Origin of the sequence: Sphingobacterium sp. HJSM2_6 (genome assembly GCF_049316305.1) — a bacterium.
Classification (GTDB): domain Bacteria; phylum Bacteroidota; class Bacteroidia; order Sphingobacteriales; family Sphingobacteriaceae; genus Sphingobacterium.
Window position 1 is genome coordinate 1 of record NZ_JBMOXB010000004.1, and the last position, 20,204, is coordinate 20,204.

Here is a 20,204-nt window from a genome sequence, read left to right on the forward strand (position 1 = left end):
GCCTTTGATGAATAAATTTTTTAAAATAACCCAAAAACACAGTTTAAAGCCCCATTTCAACGAATATTAGGGTATTCATAGCAGATTTATCGCTAACCAGCATCCCCATCTTATTCTTAGCTAAGGACCAAAGCAGTCCTGACAGCATATAGCTAGGCAAACTATCGAAAATCTTTGGAGTTCTTTATTACAGTAGCCGTATTACATCCATTTGCAGCAAGATCCCGATAAGTAAATAAATAGCAGCTATACTTCGTGCTACAATTATATAGGTAAACCCAACAGAAGAACTCCAGGAAATTGATAAACCAATTTCAGTACACTACAGTACTTCTTTGGATCTCCTTAGGATCTCCTTCGGATATCAATCAGATATTCACCGAAAATCAGCGAACAAGATCCAAAGGAGATCCGACCCAGGTTCTATGAACTATATAAGGAGCCTATAATAACAAGAGGAGCCAGGAAAAAGCATGCATTAAGATTATAAAAAGCAGATTAAACGCCATAAATACGCTTTTAGCCGTAAATCGGCCAATTTGAAAGCCAATAAACAAGCAGCACAAACGGTTAATTAGTAATCATTTAGTGAAAAAATGTTAAAAAATTTGCATTGTACGAAGAGCTTCGTACATTTGAATACGAAATAATTCGTAGATACCAATAAGAAAAGATATGAAACCGACAGAAAGCGAAATGGAAATTCTACAATTACTATGGAAACATGGTGAATTAAGTGTAAGAGAAGTGCACGAACAATTACTTAAAAAAGATGTCGGGTATACCAGTACGCTAAAGCTCATGCAAATCATGCTTGAAAAAGGATTAGTGCAACGAGATACCAGTTCTAAAACACATGTATATAAAGCACAAATAGAAAAAGAAGATACCCAAGGTCAATTTTTAAATAGAATGATCGAAACGGTATACAATGGAAATACAGCACGGCTAGTCATGCAGGCACTCGGGAATGAAAGAACTAGTCAAGAAGAAATAAACGAAATAAAAGATTTCTTAAAAAAACTAGAACAACAGTAATTATGGAAAATACCCTATTTACACTAATAAATGCCATAGGTTGGAGTATCCTACATTCCATATGGCAAGCCGCAATCATCTATATACTCTTGTCCATGTTAATATTGCTTTATCCAAAGCAATCGGCAAGATCTAAACATCGATTGGCTTTTATGGCTATGCTGAGCATCTTCTTAGGGTTTTGCATCAATATAAATTATTATTATACGCTCAATAAGGACTCCAACTTAGCTGAAACCATTGGAAACGAATTACAATTTGCACATTTTAGTCATTTGATCAATCAAAGTACATATATGGAGCAAGTGATGCCCTATATCGTATACCTATATACAATAGGATTGATCATTCAAGTCATCATACTATCCAACAGCTTTGTAAAACTAAAAACATTAAAATATAAAGGGCTACACCAAGCTCCAAACCCTTGGATGGAACAATTTATACGTGCAAAACAGCAAGTCGGAATAAAACGAAAAGTAAAATTCTACATCTCGGACTTAGTTTCAATCCCATTAACATTGGGTCATTTAAAACCGGTGGTTTTATTTCCAGTCGCCTATGTCAATTTAATGAGTATACAACAGGTGGAGGCCATATTGGTCCATGAATTAGCTCACATTAAAAGAAACGATTATTTAATCAATTTAATAAAAATCATTATTGAGTCCCTATTATTCTTCAATCCATTTGTATGGAAGATTTCCAGAATAATGGAAATAGAGCGAGAGCATGCCTGTGATGATATCGTTGTGAATGTCGCGCCGGCTATCACCTATGCCCATGCCTTAGTCGAATGTGAAACCTTAAGAAACAAAGTCAATAGCCCGCTCACTTTAGCAGCAAGCAATTCAAAACATCAATTATTGAATAGAATCAAAAGAATAACAAAAATGGAAAAGAAATATCTTAATGTAAAGCAACAGTTAGTTGCTATCATGGTCAGCGTATGCACCATTGTAGCGGTGTTATGGATAATACCCGTAAGAGCACAAGCACAAGAAATCATTTATGAGTGGGTGGAAAAAACACACAGCACTCCATCAACATCACCTGAAAAGGTAATAAAGATTAACAAAATAATAAAAGCGCCTAATCCACCTGCGCCCGGTCAAACTCAGGCCGCGCAAACTATGCCAGCATTAGCCCCTGTGATGGTTAGCCAACTAGACAGTTCCCAACTACCCAAGCATGTCAGAAAGCTAATGGACGATATTCAAAAAAATACCGCTGAGCTTCAGAAATATTATGAATCTCCAGCATGGAAAAACAAAATCAAAGAAATTGAACAACAATCCAAGGATATCGCAAAACAATTTGAATCAACCGAATGGAAACAAAAAGTGACCGATATGTCAAAAAGTGCCCAAGAGGTCGAAAAGTATTTTCAAAGCGACGATTGGAAAAACCAAGTAAAAGCCATTGAAAAACAAAGTCAAGAACTGCATAAGCAATTTGAATCTGAAGAATGGAAAAGCAAAATTAAAACCATTGAATCAAATGGGGAAAAACTGGAAAAATATTTTAAAAGCGAGGAGTGGATTAATAAATTAAAAAAAATTAATAAATTTGACCAATCTTCGGAATCGGCAGAATTACAAAATGAAACCGTACTTCCACAAGATTTAAACCTATAAAATCAATCAATACAGTATAAATAGATAAGACATTCCTCCCAAAGGGATCTATAAACAAATTCATTTTGTTTCGTTGTTTAGTTAAAGTGGGCTCGTTCAAGCCCACTTTTTAATTTTAAGAAGCCATGATTTCTAAGCTCGCCTTTGGGAAATAAAAGTAGAAAATACGTATTATTGTTGCACAAAAGATCAGGTACATGGAATTGATTTATTCTATCGATTTATTAGGAACAATGGTATTTGCTATTTCGGGTGCTATGGCGGCGAATAGAAATGATATTGATGTTTTTGGTGCAACCTTTATGGGTTTTGTTACCGCTATTGGTGGTGGATCGTTAAGAGATGTTTTTCTAAACATACGGCCTATTTGGGTAGCAGATGGAAACTATTTAATTGCTATTCTGGTGGGGGTATTAATCGCATTATTATTTAATAAGCGCTTAGATAATTACGCACGAACCTTATTTCTATTTGATGCTATCGGGATAGGATTTTTTACCGTGGTCGGAATACAAAAATCATTAAGTTATGAAAGCAGCGCAATCGCAGCGGTGATGTTGGGTATGTTTTCAGCTTGTATGGGAGGGGTGATACGAGATACCTTGATGAATGTAACTCCCTTAATATTACGTAAGGAAATCTATGCTTCGGCCTGTTTAGCTGGAGCAATATGCTATGTATGTTTACGAATGATTCCAATACCAGATAACGTGAACGCCATCGTAAGTGCATCCCTGGTATTCATAATCCGGTTTATATCGGTAAAATACAACCTTTACCTACCTAGCGTGGGAAAAGTAAATTAAAGCCGCTATTGGACCTATTGATAGAAATCTGATCCAGAGCTGTTACAAATTCTTTTTTTACTCGTTGAAGATCAGGTTTCACATGAACAAAATTCACATTCACTCATTTTTCTAAGATATCCAAAATTAATTGTTGTTTTTAGATTTGCCAGCATACAGTCCTGGCTATAAACGATTTATACTTAACAACAATTATTATGAAAGATGCTTCCCCACAGCCTATAGCCTCCATTACTATTCAAGGAAAAACAGTTTTAGAGGAAACCAATGAACCTGTAGCAGGAATTGCCATAGCGTGGTCATTCCAAACGTCGAGTGAGCTTTACAAACATCAAAAGCCAATCATCATTGCCGAAGGGCGTAGTAATCAGGCAGGAGAATTTAGCCTATCCTTTCATCCACAAGAAGGGCAGGAAGAAATTTCAAGACTCATCCATTGTGGCTCCTCTTGGAAATCATATATCACAGTCCTTGACAACATGTTCGAAAATGAACCTTATTTGTTGAATTTACAACAGGAGTACTTGAGTATTCCATTAAAAATAGTCTCTGAAAAAGAGTCTAAAATGGAACAAGAACTTCCTGCATTAGCAGAATTCATGATGGTAAATCGATTATGGAGTATACAAGATTTTAGGAAACAACTACTCAGTCCTTGGGAGGACAGTCCAAGTTATGATTGGGACATGCAAGACCGCATGGCTATTTTATTCCAAACCGATCAAATGCTACTGAATAAAGAAAAGCAGACGAACAATCTGCAGGAAATTCCTATAAACTTCAACCTCATAGAAATTGGCAAATGGCGTGAATCTTTTGAAGGCCCTACTTCCATTCCTGATTACGAATTTATCCCGCTGAAAAGATCAAATTTACAGCTCTACAGAGATTATTTAAGGGGAATCTGGGTGAAGGCTGCAAGATTGATGCATAAAAATCTCCCCTTTAATGGCAATTCACAGGTAAAAAAAGCGGATTTAGAAGCACAATTAAACAATCGTCTGCATCAAAATTTCAGGTATGCATTTGAAACAGAAAGCTCTAAAGCAGAATTATTAGGCCATGTCTTATCCGCGGCACTTATTGTACCTAAAGATTTAGGGGGATTTGGTAAAACTCAAGATCAGCTGCCCCCAAGACAAGTCAATCAAACATTTGAAGAATATTTAGACCAATTAATCGCATTAACTAAACAAAGTAAAAAAGAACTGTCCCAACGTTTCCGTGTTTCTTTTGAGCCAAAGGCAAATGAAAAATCTTCAGTTATCAAACTAAATATAGAAGCATTAATTGGTTTTTTGGCCGATAGTTACCAATCCGAGTTAGATCCTTTCCCTGCGAATCCACAGATTCATGAAAAACGACCTAAACCAATTATCATGGCCAATTTCCTTGGCAAAGCTCCCTTTTTTCTTCACTACAACGAATGGTTAGACCGGAGGCAACCCTTTTATGCTGAAAACTACTTTGATATCCGAAGAACCAGCCCTTATTTTGAACCCTCATTTAGACAGCTTTTTGCGACACGATTTGAAAAGAAAGATGTAAACCTAAGTAAAACACTCGATCATTTTGATGAGGTTGAACATCCAATCATCGAACAGGAAAATGGTTCAGGATCAAAAGTGGTCGCATTATTTGAACTGACAGATAAATTAAATCATGCCTTATGGCAATATGATCATGGAGATTACCGCGGATCATCGACCACCTTTTACGAACTGGAGGAAATAGCTAGAACCATTCAAAAATTTTTAATAGAAAAAGGCTGGAAGAAAAATCAATTTGCTTTTCAACCCAGGAACTATGGAATGGAATACCGGGAAATCTCCTTAGCTCAGCGCGGAAAACTTGTAACCGATGATTTGAACGGATTAAAATTGTTGGAATCCTTTTACAGTTGTCCTAAGTTTCCTCCCTATGAATATGGCGACACAACCAATGTGATGGTTAGAGAAAAGTCTATATATGAATCCTGTGCCTTATTTGTACATTGGTTGACTTATTTTAAAGAGGTTTTTGTCCCCGTCTTACGCGCTAGAATTTCTAGAAAAATAGGGGATTATGCCAGTAGCTTAAATTATCTAGCGTTTTTATCAGGCACTCATGTGGGCATCGCTAATCAGGATACGAGTGTTGAATATGCAGCGAATGAAAATTCAGCGAACTTTTACCCAACTAAAAACCTACATCACCTAAATGATTTACCCTATACGACTAGCGTAGCATACCATTACGATACGGGTAAAAAAGAATTCCAAAAGCTAAAGCCTAGCACCATATCAGATTGCGAATGGAAGGCTTTAAGGATAGAGCAGGGCCAAATTATGTTAGAGTGGGCAGAGTTATTGCAAAGAAATGATGATGAAGCTTCCAATGCACGAGCGAGAGAGTTGTTTAAGGGCGTCCTTATTTTACATGGAATCGATCCTGCTATAAGCCCTAGTTATCCACAAGAAGGAACATTTTCCCTATTTATCATCGGTTACTTTGGTAATCCAGCAATTATGGCTCAATTATCCAGGGCTTGGTATGGGCTTTACTTAATTTCTGAAGGATTAAATGTGTATGGTTGGAGTGAAGATATGGTACCTTTATTACGCTACAGTACATTAATTGACCAAGCCAAATCATTAACTGCTTTTGCAAAATCAACACAAAATGATTTTATAGCTTATACTTCGCAATTGGAACAAGCACAATTAAATCGACTTCAGGCTAGCAATTTACTGGAAAAAGCCTTAGCTACCGTTCAAATTGCCGATGAACAAATTGCTATACAGCAGCATGAAGTCAAACTGGCACAAAATCAAGTGAAAGAGGTAGAAAAATTAATTCAGAAAAAACGAGCAGAGCTACAAGATAAAGAGAGCTTTTTTGGGCAATTCAAAAGCTATTTATCTGGATTGAAAGACGTAGCAAAAAGCATGGGCGGCGATGGTAAAAAAAATCCTGTAGAAGGGCTTGCTAGTAAAATAGGTGCAGAAAAAGCCTTGGCAACCTTAGGTAGTGGTGCGATGGTGCTGGGCGGTATGGCATTATTTGCCTACGCATCCTATGTCACGATGCAAGGAATGGAGACGGCTTTTAATTCGCTAGGCTCTGAATTAAAAGCCTTGGAAAATCAAGCATTACCAGCTGCAAAGGCACAAGTTGTCATCAAACAACGCTTTGTAAAGATTGCCGAATTTCAAAAACAAATAGCTTCATCCGATTACCACTATGCGAAAACTATAAGTACGTTTCAGCAAGATCGTTTCTTAAGCGCTGAAACCTGGGGTAAATTGGCCCTACTTGCAGAACAAATGATGCTTTACTATGTAGATGCTGCTGGTAGAATGGCTTGGTTGGCAGAACGTGCATTGGCCTTTGAACAGATGCGTGAAATCCATATCATCCGTAAAAACTATATACCCAAATCATTACGAGGAATATCCGCAGCCGATGCCTTGCAAGTCGATTTATCCAGTCTGGAGATGAATAGGTTAATGGGCCTAAAATTGTCCTTACCATTCAAGCAACGAATCTCGCTTTCCCAACACTTCCCGATGGCCTTTGCAAATTTAAAAAACACTGGTTCTTGCAGCTTTTTCACGGATGAAAATTATTTAAAAAAGCGGTACCCGGGATTATATGCTTGTCGAATTCACAGTTTATCTGTTGATCTACCTTCCTTTGGAAATTCAAAATTGACAGGAACTCTTCGCAATCGAGGCTTATCCATTGTACAAAATTTAAATGATGAGGCTGTACTATTAATACGCTTCCCAGACGCTACACTATTATCAGATTTTAAGATGCAACAAGATATGGAACTGTTTGGATTACCAGGAGAAACATTATTGTCCTTTGAGGGGAGTGGATTTACCAGTTCTTGGGAATTAAATTTGAGTCAGGTGGATGAAAATCTGAATGAATTGGCCGATGTATATATAACTTTCCATGGCTGTGGTCAATATAGTGATACCCTTTTCAGTTCAACAACAATTGATCCGCTTCAAGAACAATTGAGAGCAATCAATAGCTTGGTTTCTTATTTATCTGTGGAAGATATAGCTAATTTTAGGAACGGTCTAAGCGATGAATTGATATTCAACTTTCTAAAAATTAAAGAAGATATCGCATATACCCAACGCTCTATTAGTAATATAGCCCTGGTGGTATTGGGCGAAAGCCCCGGTCAGGCAACCTTAAAAACAAGTGTGGGCAATTCAGAAATTACGGTATTGTTTGATGAGGAGGGTATAGCAGCTTCGAATAACGGTGTTTTAGCCGGTAATCAACTGGCAGAACCGCTCAATGAACTTTTAAATCAAGCCTTGGATCAAACATTCACCCTTTCTTTTGATTCCCTGGCGGCGAAAGGGATTAAAGATGTGATGCTGTATGTAGAATACAAACTCAGTTAAACAAAAAAGCCGGTTAATTTAACCGGCTTTTTACCTTATCTTTTGCGTTTAAGTTGAGGGAAACTCATTTTATAGCTCACCCTAACCTGTCCCTTCGATATATTGTCTAGCTTACCTTTCAACATGGCCTTTTTTAAGGGACTTAGTTTATCCAGGAATAATTTACCTTCAATATGATCATATTCATGCTGTACAACACGAGCAGCTAAGCCGGTAAGTGATTCTTCTTTTTCCTCAAAGTTTTCATCCAAATAATTAATGATTACGTCTTTCTTTCTAGAAACTTCTTCATTAATATGAGGTATGCTTAAGCATCCTTCAGAAAAGAGCCACTTTTCACCAGATTCTTCCACCATAATGGGATTAATAAATACTCGTTTGAAGTCCTTAGCTGTAAGGTCACCAGGTCCATCTTCATCATCTTCACCAAAAGGGGAAGCATCAATGACAAATAAACGAATGGGTAAGCCAATTTGCGGAGCTGCTAAACCCACCCCATTTGCGGCATACATGGTCTCAAACATATCCTCTATCAGTTTCTTTAATTCTGGATAATCCTCTTCAATTTCCTCGGTCTTTTGACGTAAAACCGGATCGCCATATGCTACTATAGGTAATTTCATTTAATTCTATTTTCTGTACAAAGTTATTAATTATTTTATTGCGTTCGGTATCGAACTAATTAAAGCTATTTTTGTAAGATGAAAAATGAGTCGTTGAATACATTAATTGAATTTCTCGAAAAAGAACTTGCGGCAGATGTACTCAGCATACCACATCCAAATTTCTATTACCTACAGTGTCGCAACTTAGTGTTTGACTTGGTCTACATCACACATGCACCGCCAGAAGCAAGTTATCAGATTGAAAAAAAATTGATCAGTATAGATGAAATAATTTTTCAAAGCGCAACCCAAAAAATTTACGATCGACTCAAGGTACAAGCTGGCCTAGCCAGACGCATATATGCCCGCCAAACGGTTGTTGCTAGGATAGATAAGCGAACCTCATTAAATTTTCTAGACGAATATCATGTACAACCAAGTATTCCGGGAAAATACCGGTACGGTTTATATTTCGAGGGTGAACTTTATGCCATAGCTGTTTTTAGTGGCGCAAGAATAATGAGAGAAATTTCTGACAGCCATCGATCATTTGAATTACTTCGATTTTGTCAGAAATCCAATTATATTGTTGTCGGTGGTTTATCCAAATTGCTTAAGGAATTTGCGAAAGACTTTCATCCCCAAGATATCATGACCTATGCAGATCTATCCTGGACCCAAGAATCTTCCCTGCAAAAATTAGGCTTTCAAATAAAAGGGATGCTATCAGCACAACGATTTTGGTGGGATGGAACCAAACAAGTCCCGATTAAATCGGAAGCAGAAGAGCTCGAACTTAGAACGCAACAGCCAAATGGCTATGTTATTCACAGCAATGGAAGCATAAAAATGGTGTTGGATTTATAAATCGACATTAAATTTACTATATTTAAAACTTAATCAATCGAAATTTACTTCTTATGAAACGAAAACTACGCATGGGCATGGTTGGTGGAGGAAATGACGCCTTTATAGGTGCCGTTCACCGTATAGCCGCCTTTATGGATGGTAAAATAGAATTAGTGTGCGGGACATTTAGTATAGATAGGGAAGTGTCCTTGCAATCCGGAAGAGACTTATTTGTTCCTGAAAATAGGGTTTACGAAAGTTATCAAGAGATGATTGAAGCAGAGTCCAAATTACCTGATGGTGAACGCATGGATTTTGTAACGATCGTAACTCCAAACTTTTTACACTTTGGCCCTGCAAAGTTAGCCTTAGAATCGGGATTTGATGTTGTGGTAGAAAAACCTATGACCGTATCCTTGGAAGAGGCATTGGATTTAAAAGAAACAGTAGAACGTACAGGTAAAACCTTATGTTTAACGCATACGTATTCAGGCTATCCGATGATCAAGCAAGCAAAAGCAATGGTCAAAGAAGGTCATTTTGGAAAAGTTAGAAAAATCGTGGTAGAATATCCTCAAGGTTGGTTAAGCAGAATGACGGAACGCGAAGGAAATGCAGGTGCCGCATGGCGTGCAGACCCAAAACGTTCTGGTAAATCATTGGTAATGGGTGATATTGGAACACATGCTGCACACCTTGCAGAATATGTATCTGGATTAAAAATTACGGAGTTGAGTGCAGACTTAACCACTTTTGTGGAAGGCCGCTTATTAGATGATGATGGCTCCGTATTATTACATTTTGAAAATGGTGCTAAAGGTGTATTAATGGCCTCACAAATTTCTGCAGGAGAAGAAAACGCAGTGCGTATTCGTATCTATGGAGAAAAAGGTGGTTTGGAATGGGCAAACGAAGATCCTAACAATTTAATTATTAAAATGTTAGATCAACCAAGACAATATTACCGTACTGGTAATGCATATGCGGCTCCATTTACTTTGAGCTCTTTTGCTACTCATAATACTAGGGTACCAGCAGGACATCCTGAGGGGTTATTGGAATCTTTTGCGAATATTTACAGAAATTTTGCCTTGACTGTATCTGCTAAAAGAAATGGAGAAACTCCTTCTGCAGAAGCGCAAGATTTCCCGAATGTTTACGATGGAGTAAGAGGTATGGCTTTTATTGAAACGGTCGTAAAAAGTAATGAAAGTAATGAAAAATGGACCAAGTTCGTGATTTAAACACTTTTAAAGAACTTATATCTTACATAGATCAGGCGAAGGAATCTCTTTCGCCTGATTTTGTTTTAATCATTTTAGGACCTACAGCATCTGGAAAAACAAAGCTTGCGGTTCAAGTGGCTAAAGCATTAAACGGAGAGATCATCTCCGCAGATTCTAGACAAGTCTATAAATACTTAGATATAGGAACAGGCAAAGACTTAATTGAATATCAAGATATACCTTATCACTTAATCGATATTCGAGAACCTGATGAGCTATACCAAGTAGACCAGTTTAAGGAGGATGTACAAAGCAAACTGGAAGAGATTCGAAGGCGCGAAAAATTGCCGATCATCTGTGGGGGTACTGGCTCCTACATAGAAAGCCTTTTGTTGGAGAAACCCTTGAGTGCCGTTCCTAAGCATAAAAAACTTCAAGAAGATTTAGCTCGAAAAAGTAAAGAAGCGCTGATACAAGAGATTAAGGAAATAGGAGTGCCGGAAGGAATGAGCATCGACTGGAATAACCATAAACGCCTAGTTCGCGCACTAGAAATTGTTAGATTCCTTCAATTTAACCCTTTACCTAAAGCCCATGAATGTATTGTAAGAAATTACCTAATCGTTGGTTTAAATCCGAGTTTAGCACAAAGGAGATTACGGATAGACCTAAGGTTGCAAAATCGGATGGCACAAGGCTTATTGCAAGAGGTGGAAGATTTGTTGGCCAGGGGAGTCCTTCATGAACAATTGCAATGGTTTGGTTTAGAATATAAATATGCTTCTAGCCATATATTAGGAGAATTGACCGTGGATGAGTTTCTTACAAAACTCCGAACTGAAATCCATCGTTTTGCCAAACGTCAGATGACCTACTTTAGAAAAATGGAAAAGGAAGGATTGTACATCCATTGGTTAAACAGTTGATGTTGTTTGTGTTGATGTAGGCCTAAATATAAAAACAAGCACTATTGCTAGTGCTTGAATCTAAATTAAGATACTTGATAACAACACATTATTTATTTTTAATAACTTCCTCCACCTGTAGCTTTATACAAGGCAATCAAAGCTAAACATTGTTCTAATTGATCATAAACACTTCCTATCTCTGCATTCAACAAATTTTGTTCGGAGGTCAGTACATCAATGTAATTAGTGCTTTCGCTATACTTTAACAGCTCTTTGGTAAATTCTACAGCCTTATTAAGCGCCTCTAACTGTTTTACTCTACTCAATTCTTTCGCTTTCGTGGTTTCCAAAGCGAATAAAGCATCTGAAACTTCTTTTCCTGATTGCAGGACAATTTTTTGAAACTGATAAAAAGCTTGCTGTTGTTGAGCTTCAGCTATTTTCAGTTTAGCCTTATTAACACCTTTGTTAAAGAGGGGTTGGCTCAGTCCACCTAGTATATTAGCGAAAAAAGATTCCGGACTAAACCAATTTGAAAAATCTAAACTCGAAAAACCTGCTGCAGCGGTAATCCGAAAGTTAGGATAAAATGCGGTTCTAGCGATGTTAGTCAATTCAAAAGATTGACGAAATGCAAATTCAGCTTCTTGCACATCAGGTCTGAATCGCAGTAAACTAGCGGGCAGTCCTACGGCTACTTGATCAAATGATTGACCATTCATCTGCTGAGATCGTTGAATTTTTCCAGAAGGTTTTCCTAGTAATAAACTCAACGCATTTTCTGTTTCTCGAATCTGCTTGATCACATCTGGTACTGACACTTCTACCGTATGCAAATTGGCTTCACTTTGAACAACGGCAGCTCCATTTACGATTGCTGATGCTTTCAAAGCTTTCATCGTGACAACATCGTCTTTCCTATTGTTGACGGTTTTTTTCAATACTTCTAATTGTGCATCTAAGGCAAGTAAGGAATAATAATGAACCGCGATATCCGCAATTAGTTGACTTTGGATGGCTCGTTTTGCGGCTTCGGTTTGAAGAAGCTGTGCTAACGCGGCTTTCTTAGCACTACTGAGCTTCCCCCAGATGTCTGGCTCCCAACTTGCTTGCAAGGCTAGATCGTATTGGGTAGAATTTTTTATTAATCCAAATCCTTGCGGAAATGCCAAACGAGATTGACGAACCGACAGATCCGCATTTAAATCTGGGAGGTAGGCTAGCTTACTCTGTTTAAAAGATGCTTGGGATTGGACGATTCGTTCCAAAAGAATTTTCATATCCAAGTTTGATCCAAGGGCCGTATCAATCAATGTCTGCAAGTTTTTATCTTTGAAAAATGCTTTCCAATGCAATGCAGCCATACTATTGGTGTCCGAAATAACCGTATCTCGATACAAATTATTATTTTCAATTCGGAGTGCCTGATAATCTTTGGTGACGTGACAAGCACTCAACATGAATAAAATAAAGAAGGCAAAGTATGTAAATTTGAAGTTCCTTTTCATTAGTTGTTATTTAAATTTTTCGCTGCACTGATTTCTTCAAGTCCCTCCAGTTCAAGAGCTACAGGCTTTCCGCTAAATTTTTCATGTATTCGTTGGAAAATGACAAATAGTGCTGGAATAACAAGTACCCCGAGCAATGTTCCTATTAACATCCCGCCCACAGCCGCTGTGCCTATGGATCGGTTACTTAATGCCCCTACACCAGTAGCAAACATCAAAGGGAGCAATCCGAAAATGAAGGCCAAGGAAGTCATTAGTATAGGCCTTAATCGAGCTGCTGCTCCAGAAAGTGCCGCTTGCAATAAATCCATACCTTGATTTCTTCTTTGCAATGCAAACTCGACGATCAGAATGGCATTTTTAGCCAGCAAGCCAATGAGCATGATAAGACTGATTTGTAAGAAAATATTATTATCCAATCCCGTCATTCTGGCAAACAAGAATGCTCCTGCAAGTCCAAATGGCAAGGATAATAAAACAGAAAAAGGAAGTATATAACTTTTATATTGTGCACTGAGTAGGAAATAAACAAAGATCAAACAAAGACTAAAAATTAATATGGTTTGATTTCCACTTAATATTTCTTCTCTAGTAAGTCCACTGTAATCGTAAGAAGTTGACTTTGGCAAGTTCTTACTGGCTTCTTCTTGAATGGCGCGAATGGCATCTCCAGAGCTATAACCCGGATTTGGAGCTCCATTTACCGCGGCAGAGGTATATAAATTAAATCTGTTAATAAATTCGGGTCCACTGGTTCTTTCCAATTTTACAAAGGTAGATATGGGTGCCATTTCCCCTTTATTATTGCGCACATAAATCTTCTCCAAATCCTTTTCTTCTTTACGATCTTCGGGACTGGATTGAATAAACACTTTATATTGTTTTCCGAATCGATTAAATTCCGAAGCATACATTCCTCCGAAGAAACCTTGCAAGGTTCTTAAGATGGATGTGACTTCAACCCCAGCCTCCTTGGCTAAAGGAACATTTACATTTAGTCTATATTGGGGCAAATTGTTATTGAAAGAGGTTGCTGCATACATAATTTCGGGACGTTGATGCAAGGCGGTCAAGAATTTATTTATGTTTCCTTCAAAATCGACAAAGCTACCACCTGTTTTATCCAAGAGCTGAATTTCAAATCCACTGGTATTTCCAAAGCCTTGTAAGGTAGGAGCAGGGAAGAATATGATATTTGCGCCTTTGATATGACTGGTCTTTTCAAATAATTTGGCCACTAGACTGTTTACATCCTGACCTTCCCCTTTACGGGTGTCCCAAGGTTTTAATGCGATAAAAATAGCGCCATAAGATCCTCCATTTCCACTGATTAAATTCATCCCAGAAACTGTTGCACTCACCTTAACCTCAGACATGGCTTGTGCAATACTATCAATTTGGGCTACAATTTTTTTGGTTTGTGATAGGGTACTTGCCGGTGGTAAAATAACATCCCCGAATATGGCTCCTGAATCCTCATTAGGCACAAACCCTGTTGGGGTAGTTCGCATAAAAAAGACAAGTAAACCTATAAAAAAAGCAATACTGCCTAGCGCTATCCATTTTCTGTGGATAAGAAACTTAACTGCAGCGATGTATTTTGATGTCAATGATTGAAATCCAACATTAAACGCTATAAAAAATCGCTTTAAAAAACCTCTTTTCTCCGTTTTTTCATCTGAATGGTGGGGTTTTAAAAGTAAAGCACTAAGAGCAGGGCTTAAGGTTAAAGCATTGACTGCCGAAATGATAATTGCCACGGCTAATGTAACACCAAACTGCTTATAAAATATTCCTGCTGATCCTTTAATAAAGGTTACTGGAATAAAAACTGCCGACATAATTAGTGTAATTGATATGATGGCGGTACTTATTTCGTGCATGGCAGAAATAGTTGCCTGTCGGGAAGATTTAGCTCCCTCATCGAGTTTGGCATGTACAGCCTCGACGACGACAATAGCATCATCAACCACAATTCCGATGGCAAGAACCAATGCAAAGAGTGTTAATAAATTTAGGGTATAGCCAAATAAATTTAAGAAGAAAAAAGTTCCAATAATGGCTACCGGGACTGCAATGGCTGGTATTAGCGTGGATCTAAAGTCCTGAAGAAAGATAAATACCATTAAAAACACTAGTAAAAATGCTTCAACCAAGGTTTGAACTAATTTACTTATGGATGCATTTAAAAAATTATTAGTATTGATAAAGGTATCCCATTTCACCCCTGGTGGAAAGTCTTTTTCTGCGAGGTGAAGGTACTCGATAATTTGATTGTTAATTTCATGCGCATTTGAACCTGCGGTCTGCATGACACCGCCACCTGTGGCAGGAAAGCTATTTAAGGTATTATCCAAATTATAACTCATCGCCCCAAGTTCCACTTTGGCCACATCCTTTAATCTCAAAATCTGTCCATCGGCATTTGCCTTGAGTACGATATCTTCAAATTGGGATTCTTGTTCCAATCTTCCGGTATATTTGAGTACATATTCAAATGTCTTGTTGCTATTTTCGCCAATTTTTCCAGGCGCAGCTTCAATATTTTGTTCGGCTAATGCAGCGGTAACATCCTCAGGCATCAATCCGTAGGCTGCCATGACCTCCGGTTTTAACCAGATACGCATGGAATAATCCATGATGCTCCACATCTGCACATCAGCCACCCCAGAAATACGTTTTAATTCCGGCACAATATTAATTCGCATGTAATTGTCTAGGAACTTACTGTCGTAGTCTTTGTTTTCACTGTAAATTAGAAATCCTACCAACCAGGAGTTAAGCATTTTTGTGGTGGTAATTCCGGAACGGATTACCTCAGGAGGCATGACTCCATTGGCCTTTGCAACACGGTTTTGCACATTGACAGCGGCAAGATCTGGATCAGCATCTTGTTCAAAATTTATGGTAATGACTGCTGTTCCATCGTTACTGGCTTTGGAGGTCATATAGGTCATTTTCTCTACTCCATTGATTTGCTCTTCCAATGGAATAATGACACTCTTCATCAACACTTCGGCATTTGCTCCAGGATAGCTTGCAGTTACTTGAACAGTTGGTGGTGCGATATCTGGATATTGTGAAATAGGTAAAGTCGCCAAACCCAGTAGTCCGAGAATAACAATAATGATGGAAATGACGGTAGAAAGTACCGGGTTATCTATAAATGTTTTAAGCATATAAATGTTGTTAAAAAGCCATAGCAAAGCGAGGGTAGTTATTTTGAACTACCATAATCAAAGCTACATGCATATAATTCTGTTATTTCTGACTCAATGCCTGAGTGCCTTTTGGATTTATTTTTGTTCCATCTTTAATTGCGGTTACATTCTCCGTAACAATACGATCTCCTGAACGCAATCCTTTAGTCACTAAAAAAGAATCATTGATCGGCAAATCTGCAACTTCTATGGCAACTGATTTGGATAGTCCTGCAGAGTCTACCAAGACGGCAAACTTATTGCCTTGTATTTCGTATGTAGCAGTTTCGGGAATTAAAATAGCATGATCTACAGCTCTTGCTATCCTAATAATCGCACTACTGCCGCTTCGGATTAATCCTTCAGCATTCGGAAAGACAGCGCGCATACTAATGGCACCGGTACCCGTGTTAATCAGTCCTCCCGTGGTTTCAATTGTACCCTTTTGAGGATAAAAATCTCCAGATGCTAAACGCAATTCTACCGGAGGTATGTTATTGATCGCATCATTAATGTTCTTTTTATCGCTGTCGGATATTAGGGATAGGAATTGGCTTTCCGAAAAGGAAAAATAGACATGAACTTTAGATATATCCGAAAGGATAGTGAGTGGTAATTCATTCATGCTGCTTACTAAACTTCCTATTTTGTAAGGAATGGTACCAATTACCCCAGATACGGGACTAGAAATGACCGTATACCCTAAGTTTACCTGTGCATTGTGCAATTTTGCCTTACTTTCTTCCAGTTCAGCTAACCGCGCTTGAAGTTCGAGATTTTTTGCTTCGAGCTCAAACTCACTGATAATTCCCTTTTCTACCAATGGGCTTGTTTTCTTCACATTAATATTCGCTGTATTTACCGCAGACTCTGCTCTTTTAATCGCTGCTTTAGCGGTTATTACTTCTTGTTCATACAATGGATTATTGATGCGAAAAAGTACTTGACCCTTGGAAACTTGAGCCCCTTCATCGACTAAAATTTCGGCAATATAACCATCCACTTTTGGACGTATCTCTACGTTTTGCTGACCTCTAATTGTTGCAGGATATTCAAAAAACTGTTGGGTGTCCTCCTCATATAGTTGAAGGACGGTTACATCAGCAGTAGCAATATCTGTACTAGTTTCATTTGCTTTTCCCGTACATGCCATCAAAGTGCTGGAGGAGGCAAGCAAGAAAAGATAATATAGCAGCTTGTTGTTAATTAATTTCATGGGGTTGTTTTCCGTTTAAATGTTTAATTGTAAGTATCTCTATTTAATAAACTAATATGGCGTATGGAAGGACCTTATTTGGCCAATACTACTTGATATCAAATTGACCGCTATAGTACTTCGCTACTGAGTTCATTCATGTTTCTAAAAAAATAGTATTTGTGCTCATATTTTATTTATCATTCAAAACTAATTGCTAACGGGATATTAAACCAAATAAACACTTGGTTTATTACTTTTAAATTACAATTCATGCCTAGTTGGGTATAGAGTAGGATAGATGACTTAAAAATGTCTTAAATGAAAGCTTATTTTTGTATATTAACTTATTGTGAATAATAAGCATCGATTCAGATCATGGAAAACGATAAAGCTCTAGTGGTATTAAAGAAAAAAGGGGCAATGTCAGTCATTGAATTGGCAAAAGAGCTGGGAATTACAGTCGAAGGCACACGATTCAACTTAATTAAGTTGGCCAATGAAGGATTTGTAGAATCCACTAATGAGGTAAAAGGGCGAGGTCGTCCCCAACAAGTATGGACCCTAACAAGGGCTGGACATGATCAATTTCCAGCGTCTTACAAAGAAGTGTCTATTGGATTGATTAAAAAAATACAGGATATATTTGGAGACCAAGGCATGTATGCCGTACTGGCTTCGGCAGAGGAAGAATTATTAAAAAAATATTCGGATTATATCAAAGACGGGAAAAATTTAGAAGAGCAATTGCAATTGCTGGCGGAAATTAGGAGTCAAGAAGGATATATGGCATCTGTTGAAGCAAATGATATTGGTTACTTATTTATAGAAAATCACTGTCCCATATGTGAGGCGGCAAGAGTTTGCCAAAACTTCTGTTCAGTAGAATTACAGGTTTTTCAAAGTCTATTTAAAGAGGAAGTAAGACGTACGGAGCATCTGATGAATAAAGGGCGACGATGTGTCTATCAAATTTATAAATAAAAAAGGCGACCATAGGTCGCCTTTTTTTATAATTTTATTTCTTCGTCTTTGGAATTAAAGAAATGGAATTCTGTTAAATGATAAGAACTCACTTCTTTGACTTTAATCCATTTGACGTATTTGAAAAACCACTTTAATCGTCTAGAGATGATGCCGGAAGTAATGTAGGCGGCAATATAAGGATGTACACATAGTGTAACTCCTTTTTCATTCTGCTCTAATAATATAAAGCTTAAATTATTTTCAATATCATCAAGCAATACAATACTTGATCTGATTTCACCAGTGCCATCACAAGCAGGACATTTTTCATTAGTCACAACGCTCATTTCTGGTCTTACCCGTTGCCTAGTAATTTGTACTAAACCAAATTTGCTAGGAGGGAGAATGGTATGTCTAGCGCGATCACTTGCCATACATTCCTTTAAGAAACCATATAGTTCCTTACGATTATTAGGTTTATGCATATCGATAAAATCGATGACTACAATTCCACCCATATCTCTCAACCGAAGTTGACGAGCAATTTCTTTAGCCGCTTCCTTATTTACGAGGAGGGCATTATCTTCTTGATTTTCTTTATTGGCAATACGATTGCCGCTATTTACATCGATAACGTGTAATGCTTCGGTATGTTCAATGACCAAATACGCACCACCTTGTAAATTGACAGTTTTGCCAAAAGACGCCTTAATTTGCTTTTCTACTCCATAATGGTCAAAAATAGGCTCTTTATGCTTATAAAGCTTGACTATTTTTTCCAGGTCAGGAGAAATCTCTTGGATATAAGATTTAACCTCTTCGTAAATATCCTGATCGTTTACATAGATATGTGTAAATTCATCGGTAAGAATATCGCGTAAAATGGTCGAAGCTCGATCCATTTCGCCTAATACTTTTTGAGGTGGTTCTGCTGTTTTAAGACGCTTAGTAAACAATTCCCATTTAGAAATCAGATCTAGTAAATCTTTTTGGAGTTCATCAACTCCTTTACCTTCAGAAACTGTACGAATAATAACTCCAAAATTTGCAGGTTTAATACTTTCTACAATTTTCTTCAGTCTATTCCGCTCAGAACTTCCTTTGATTTTCTTGGAAATGGATACCGCACTTGAGAAAGGTACAAGTACAACAAAGCGACCAGCAATGGATAAGTCCGAACTAAGTCTAGGCCCTTTGGTAGAGATAGGTTCTTTAGCTATCTGTACGGGCAGCAACATATTTCTACTTAAAATATCTGATATTTTTCCAGCCTTGTCAATGTCCTTTTCAAGTTTCAAACTATTGAGCAGTTTCTCTTGATAACTGCCGTTCTTTACTACTCTAGTAAGTTTTATAAGAGATTGTACCTGAGGACCAAGGTCGAGATAATGGAGAAAGGCATCTTTATCGTATCCTACATCTACGAATGCAGCATTTAATCCGGGCATGATTTTCTTTACTCTCCCTAAGTAAATATCACCTACCGCGTAATTATTGCCCGCCTGTTCTTTGTTAAGCTCAACAAGTTGTTTGTCCTGTAGTAAAGCAATAGTCACCCCTTTATCAGGGACTGAATCGATAATTAATTCCTTTACCAACAGCTACTTAAATTAAGGACGGTTGGGGACTCGCTCCGCAACCCATGTGTCCGATTAAACAAAAAACCGTTTAATGAAAAAACAATCTATGATGAATTCATCGATCATAGATTGTATCCACATAATTTTAAAAGGGATTGAATCCCTAGAAAAACTATTTTTTCTTGTGTCTATTTTTTCTTAAACGTTTTTTGCGTTTGTGAGTAGCCATTTTGTGTCGTTTTCTTTTTTTTCCGCTTGGCATAGCTTTAATGTTTTT

13 protein-coding genes are annotated in these 20,204 nt (G+C 37.7%); 8 read left to right on the top strand and 5 right to left on the bottom strand.

The window, feature by feature from the left end; genetic code table 11:
• Positions 1–675: 675 nt before the first annotated feature.
• From ACFRAE_RS04880 to ACFRAE_RS04895, 4 genes are all read left to right on the top strand, one after another.
• Complete coding sequence (locus tag ACFRAE_RS04880) at positions 676–1,038, top strand: BlaI/MecI/CopY family transcriptional regulator (protein WP_422796005.1); 363 nt, start codon at positions 676–678, stop codon at positions 1,036–1,038.
• 2 nt (positions 1,039–1,040) lie between these two features.
• Complete coding sequence (locus ACFRAE_RS04885) at positions 1,041–2,675, top strand: M56 family metallopeptidase (RefSeq protein ID WP_422796006.1); 1,635 nt, start codon at positions 1,041–1,043, stop codon at positions 2,673–2,675.
• Between the two features lie 197 nt (positions 2,676–2,872).
• A complete protein-coding gene (locus ACFRAE_RS04890; RefSeq protein ID WP_422796007.1) occupies positions 2,873–3,481 on the top strand; it encodes a trimeric intracellular cation channel family protein in 609 nt (202 codons plus the stop codon).
• 197 nt (positions 3,482–3,678) lie between these two features.
• Positions 3,679–7,890, top strand: coding sequence for a hypothetical protein (locus tag ACFRAE_RS04895; RefSeq protein WP_422796008.1), 4,212 nt, complete (start codon positions 3,679–3,681; stop codon positions 7,888–7,890).
• Positions 7,891–7,925: 35 nt separating this feature from the next.
• Here ACFRAE_RS04895 and def read toward each other — a convergent pair whose 3' ends face one another.
• The gene (gene def / locus ACFRAE_RS04900) at positions 7,926–8,513 is read right to left on the bottom strand and encodes a peptide deformylase (protein ID WP_422796009.1); all 588 of its coding nucleotides are present in this window, start codon (positions 8,511–8,513) and stop codon (positions 7,926–7,928) included.
• A gap of 78 nt (positions 8,514–8,591) precedes the next feature.
• Between def and ACFRAE_RS04905 the strand changes: the two genes are divergently transcribed.
• Genes ACFRAE_RS04905 through miaA form a run of 3 tightly spaced genes read left to right on the top strand, consistent with a single transcriptional unit; the run spans position 8,592 to position 11,496 of the window.
• Positions 8,592–9,362: a hypothetical protein gene (locus ACFRAE_RS04905; RefSeq protein ID WP_422796010.1), complete on the top strand. Its 771-nt coding sequence runs from the start codon at positions 8,592–8,594 to the stop codon at positions 9,360–9,362.
• 53 nt (positions 9,363–9,415) lie between these two features.
• Entirely contained in the window at positions 9,416–10,588 is a 1,173-nt protein-coding gene (locus ACFRAE_RS04910) for a Gfo/Idh/MocA family protein (RefSeq protein ID WP_422796011.1), read from the top strand.
• On the top strand, positions 10,567–11,496 hold the full coding sequence (miaA, locus tag ACFRAE_RS04915) for a tRNA (adenosine(37)-N6)-dimethylallyltransferase MiaA (protein WP_422796012.1): 930 nt from the start codon (positions 10,567–10,569) through the stop codon (positions 11,494–11,496). The genes ACFRAE_RS04910 and miaA overlap by 22 nt, the downstream gene beginning before the upstream one ends.
• A gap of 98 nt (positions 11,497–11,594) precedes the next feature.
• Here the strand turns inward: miaA and ACFRAE_RS04920 are convergent, their stop codons facing one another.
• The 3 genes from ACFRAE_RS04920 to ACFRAE_RS04930 form a co-directional block, all read right to left on the bottom strand.
• The gene (locus tag ACFRAE_RS04920; RefSeq protein ID WP_422796013.1) at positions 11,595–12,986 is read right to left on the bottom strand and encodes an efflux transporter outer membrane subunit; all 1,392 of its coding nucleotides are present in this window, start codon (positions 12,984–12,986) and stop codon (positions 11,595–11,597) included.
• Entirely contained in the window at positions 12,986–16,165 is a 3,180-nt protein-coding gene (locus ACFRAE_RS04925; RefSeq protein WP_422796014.1) for an efflux RND transporter permease subunit, read from the bottom strand. Before ACFRAE_RS04925 ends, ACFRAE_RS04920 begins: the two co-directional genes overlap by 1 nt.
• Before the next feature lie 82 nt (positions 16,166–16,247).
• The gene (locus ACFRAE_RS04930) at positions 16,248–17,402 is read right to left on the bottom strand and encodes an efflux RND transporter periplasmic adaptor subunit (protein ID WP_422796015.1); all 1,155 of its coding nucleotides are present in this window, start codon (positions 17,400–17,402) and stop codon (positions 16,248–16,250) included.
• 357 nt (positions 17,403–17,759) lie between these two features.
• Between ACFRAE_RS04930 and ACFRAE_RS04935 the strand changes: the two genes are divergently transcribed.
• Positions 17,760–18,365: a helix-turn-helix transcriptional regulator gene (locus ACFRAE_RS04935; protein ID WP_422796016.1), complete on the top strand. Its 606-nt coding sequence runs from the start codon at positions 17,760–17,762 to the stop codon at positions 18,363–18,365.
• Positions 18,366–18,391: 26 nt separating this feature from the next.
• On the opposite strand, the gene ACFRAE_RS04940 is transcribed toward ACFRAE_RS04935, so the two are convergent.
• On the bottom strand, positions 18,392–19,945 hold the full coding sequence (locus ACFRAE_RS04940; RefSeq protein ID WP_422796017.1) for an Rne/Rng family ribonuclease: 1,554 nt from the start codon (positions 19,943–19,945) through the stop codon (positions 18,392–18,394).
• Positions 19,946–20,204: the final 259 nt, after the last annotated feature.

Bases quoted from the DNA above. Each gene is read 5' to 3' on its own strand.
- ACFRAE_RS04880 (WP_422796005.1), top strand. From the start codon at position 676: ATGAAACCGACAGAAAGCGAAATGGAAATTCTACAATTACTATGGAAA.
- ACFRAE_RS04885 (WP_422796006.1), top strand. From the start codon at position 1,041: ATGGAAAATACCCTATTTACACTAATAAATGCCATAGGTTGGAGTATC.
- ACFRAE_RS04890 (WP_422796007.1), top strand. From the start codon at position 2,873: ATGGAATTGATTTATTCTATCGATTTATTAGGAACAATGGTATTTGCT.
- ACFRAE_RS04895 (WP_422796008.1), top strand. From the start codon at position 3,679: ATGAAAGATGCTTCCCCACAGCCTATAGCCTCCATTACTATTCAAGGA.
- def (WP_422796009.1), bottom strand. From the start codon at position 8,513: ATGAAATTACCTATAGTAGCATATGGCGATCCGGTTTTACGTCAAAAG.
- ACFRAE_RS04905 (WP_422796010.1), top strand. From the start codon at position 8,592: ATGAAAAATGAGTCGTTGAATACATTAATTGAATTTCTCGAAAAAGAA.
- ACFRAE_RS04910 (WP_422796011.1), top strand. From the start codon at position 9,416: ATGAAACGAAAACTACGCATGGGCATGGTTGGTGGAGGAAATGACGCC.
- miaA (WP_422796012.1), top strand. From the start codon at position 10,567: ATGGACCAAGTTCGTGATTTAAACACTTTTAAAGAACTTATATCTTAC.
- ACFRAE_RS04920 (WP_422796013.1), bottom strand. From the start codon at position 12,986: ATGAAAAGGAACTTCAAATTTACATACTTTGCCTTCTTTATTTTATTC.
- ACFRAE_RS04925 (WP_422796014.1), bottom strand. From the start codon at position 16,165: ATGCTTAAAACATTTATAGATAACCCGGTACTTTCTACCGTCATTTCC.
- ACFRAE_RS04930 (WP_422796015.1), bottom strand. From the start codon at position 17,402: ATGAAATTAATTAACAACAAGCTGCTATATTATCTTTTCTTGCTTGCC.
- ACFRAE_RS04935 (WP_422796016.1), top strand. From the start codon at position 17,760: ATGGAAAACGATAAAGCTCTAGTGGTATTAAAGAAAAAAGGGGCAATG.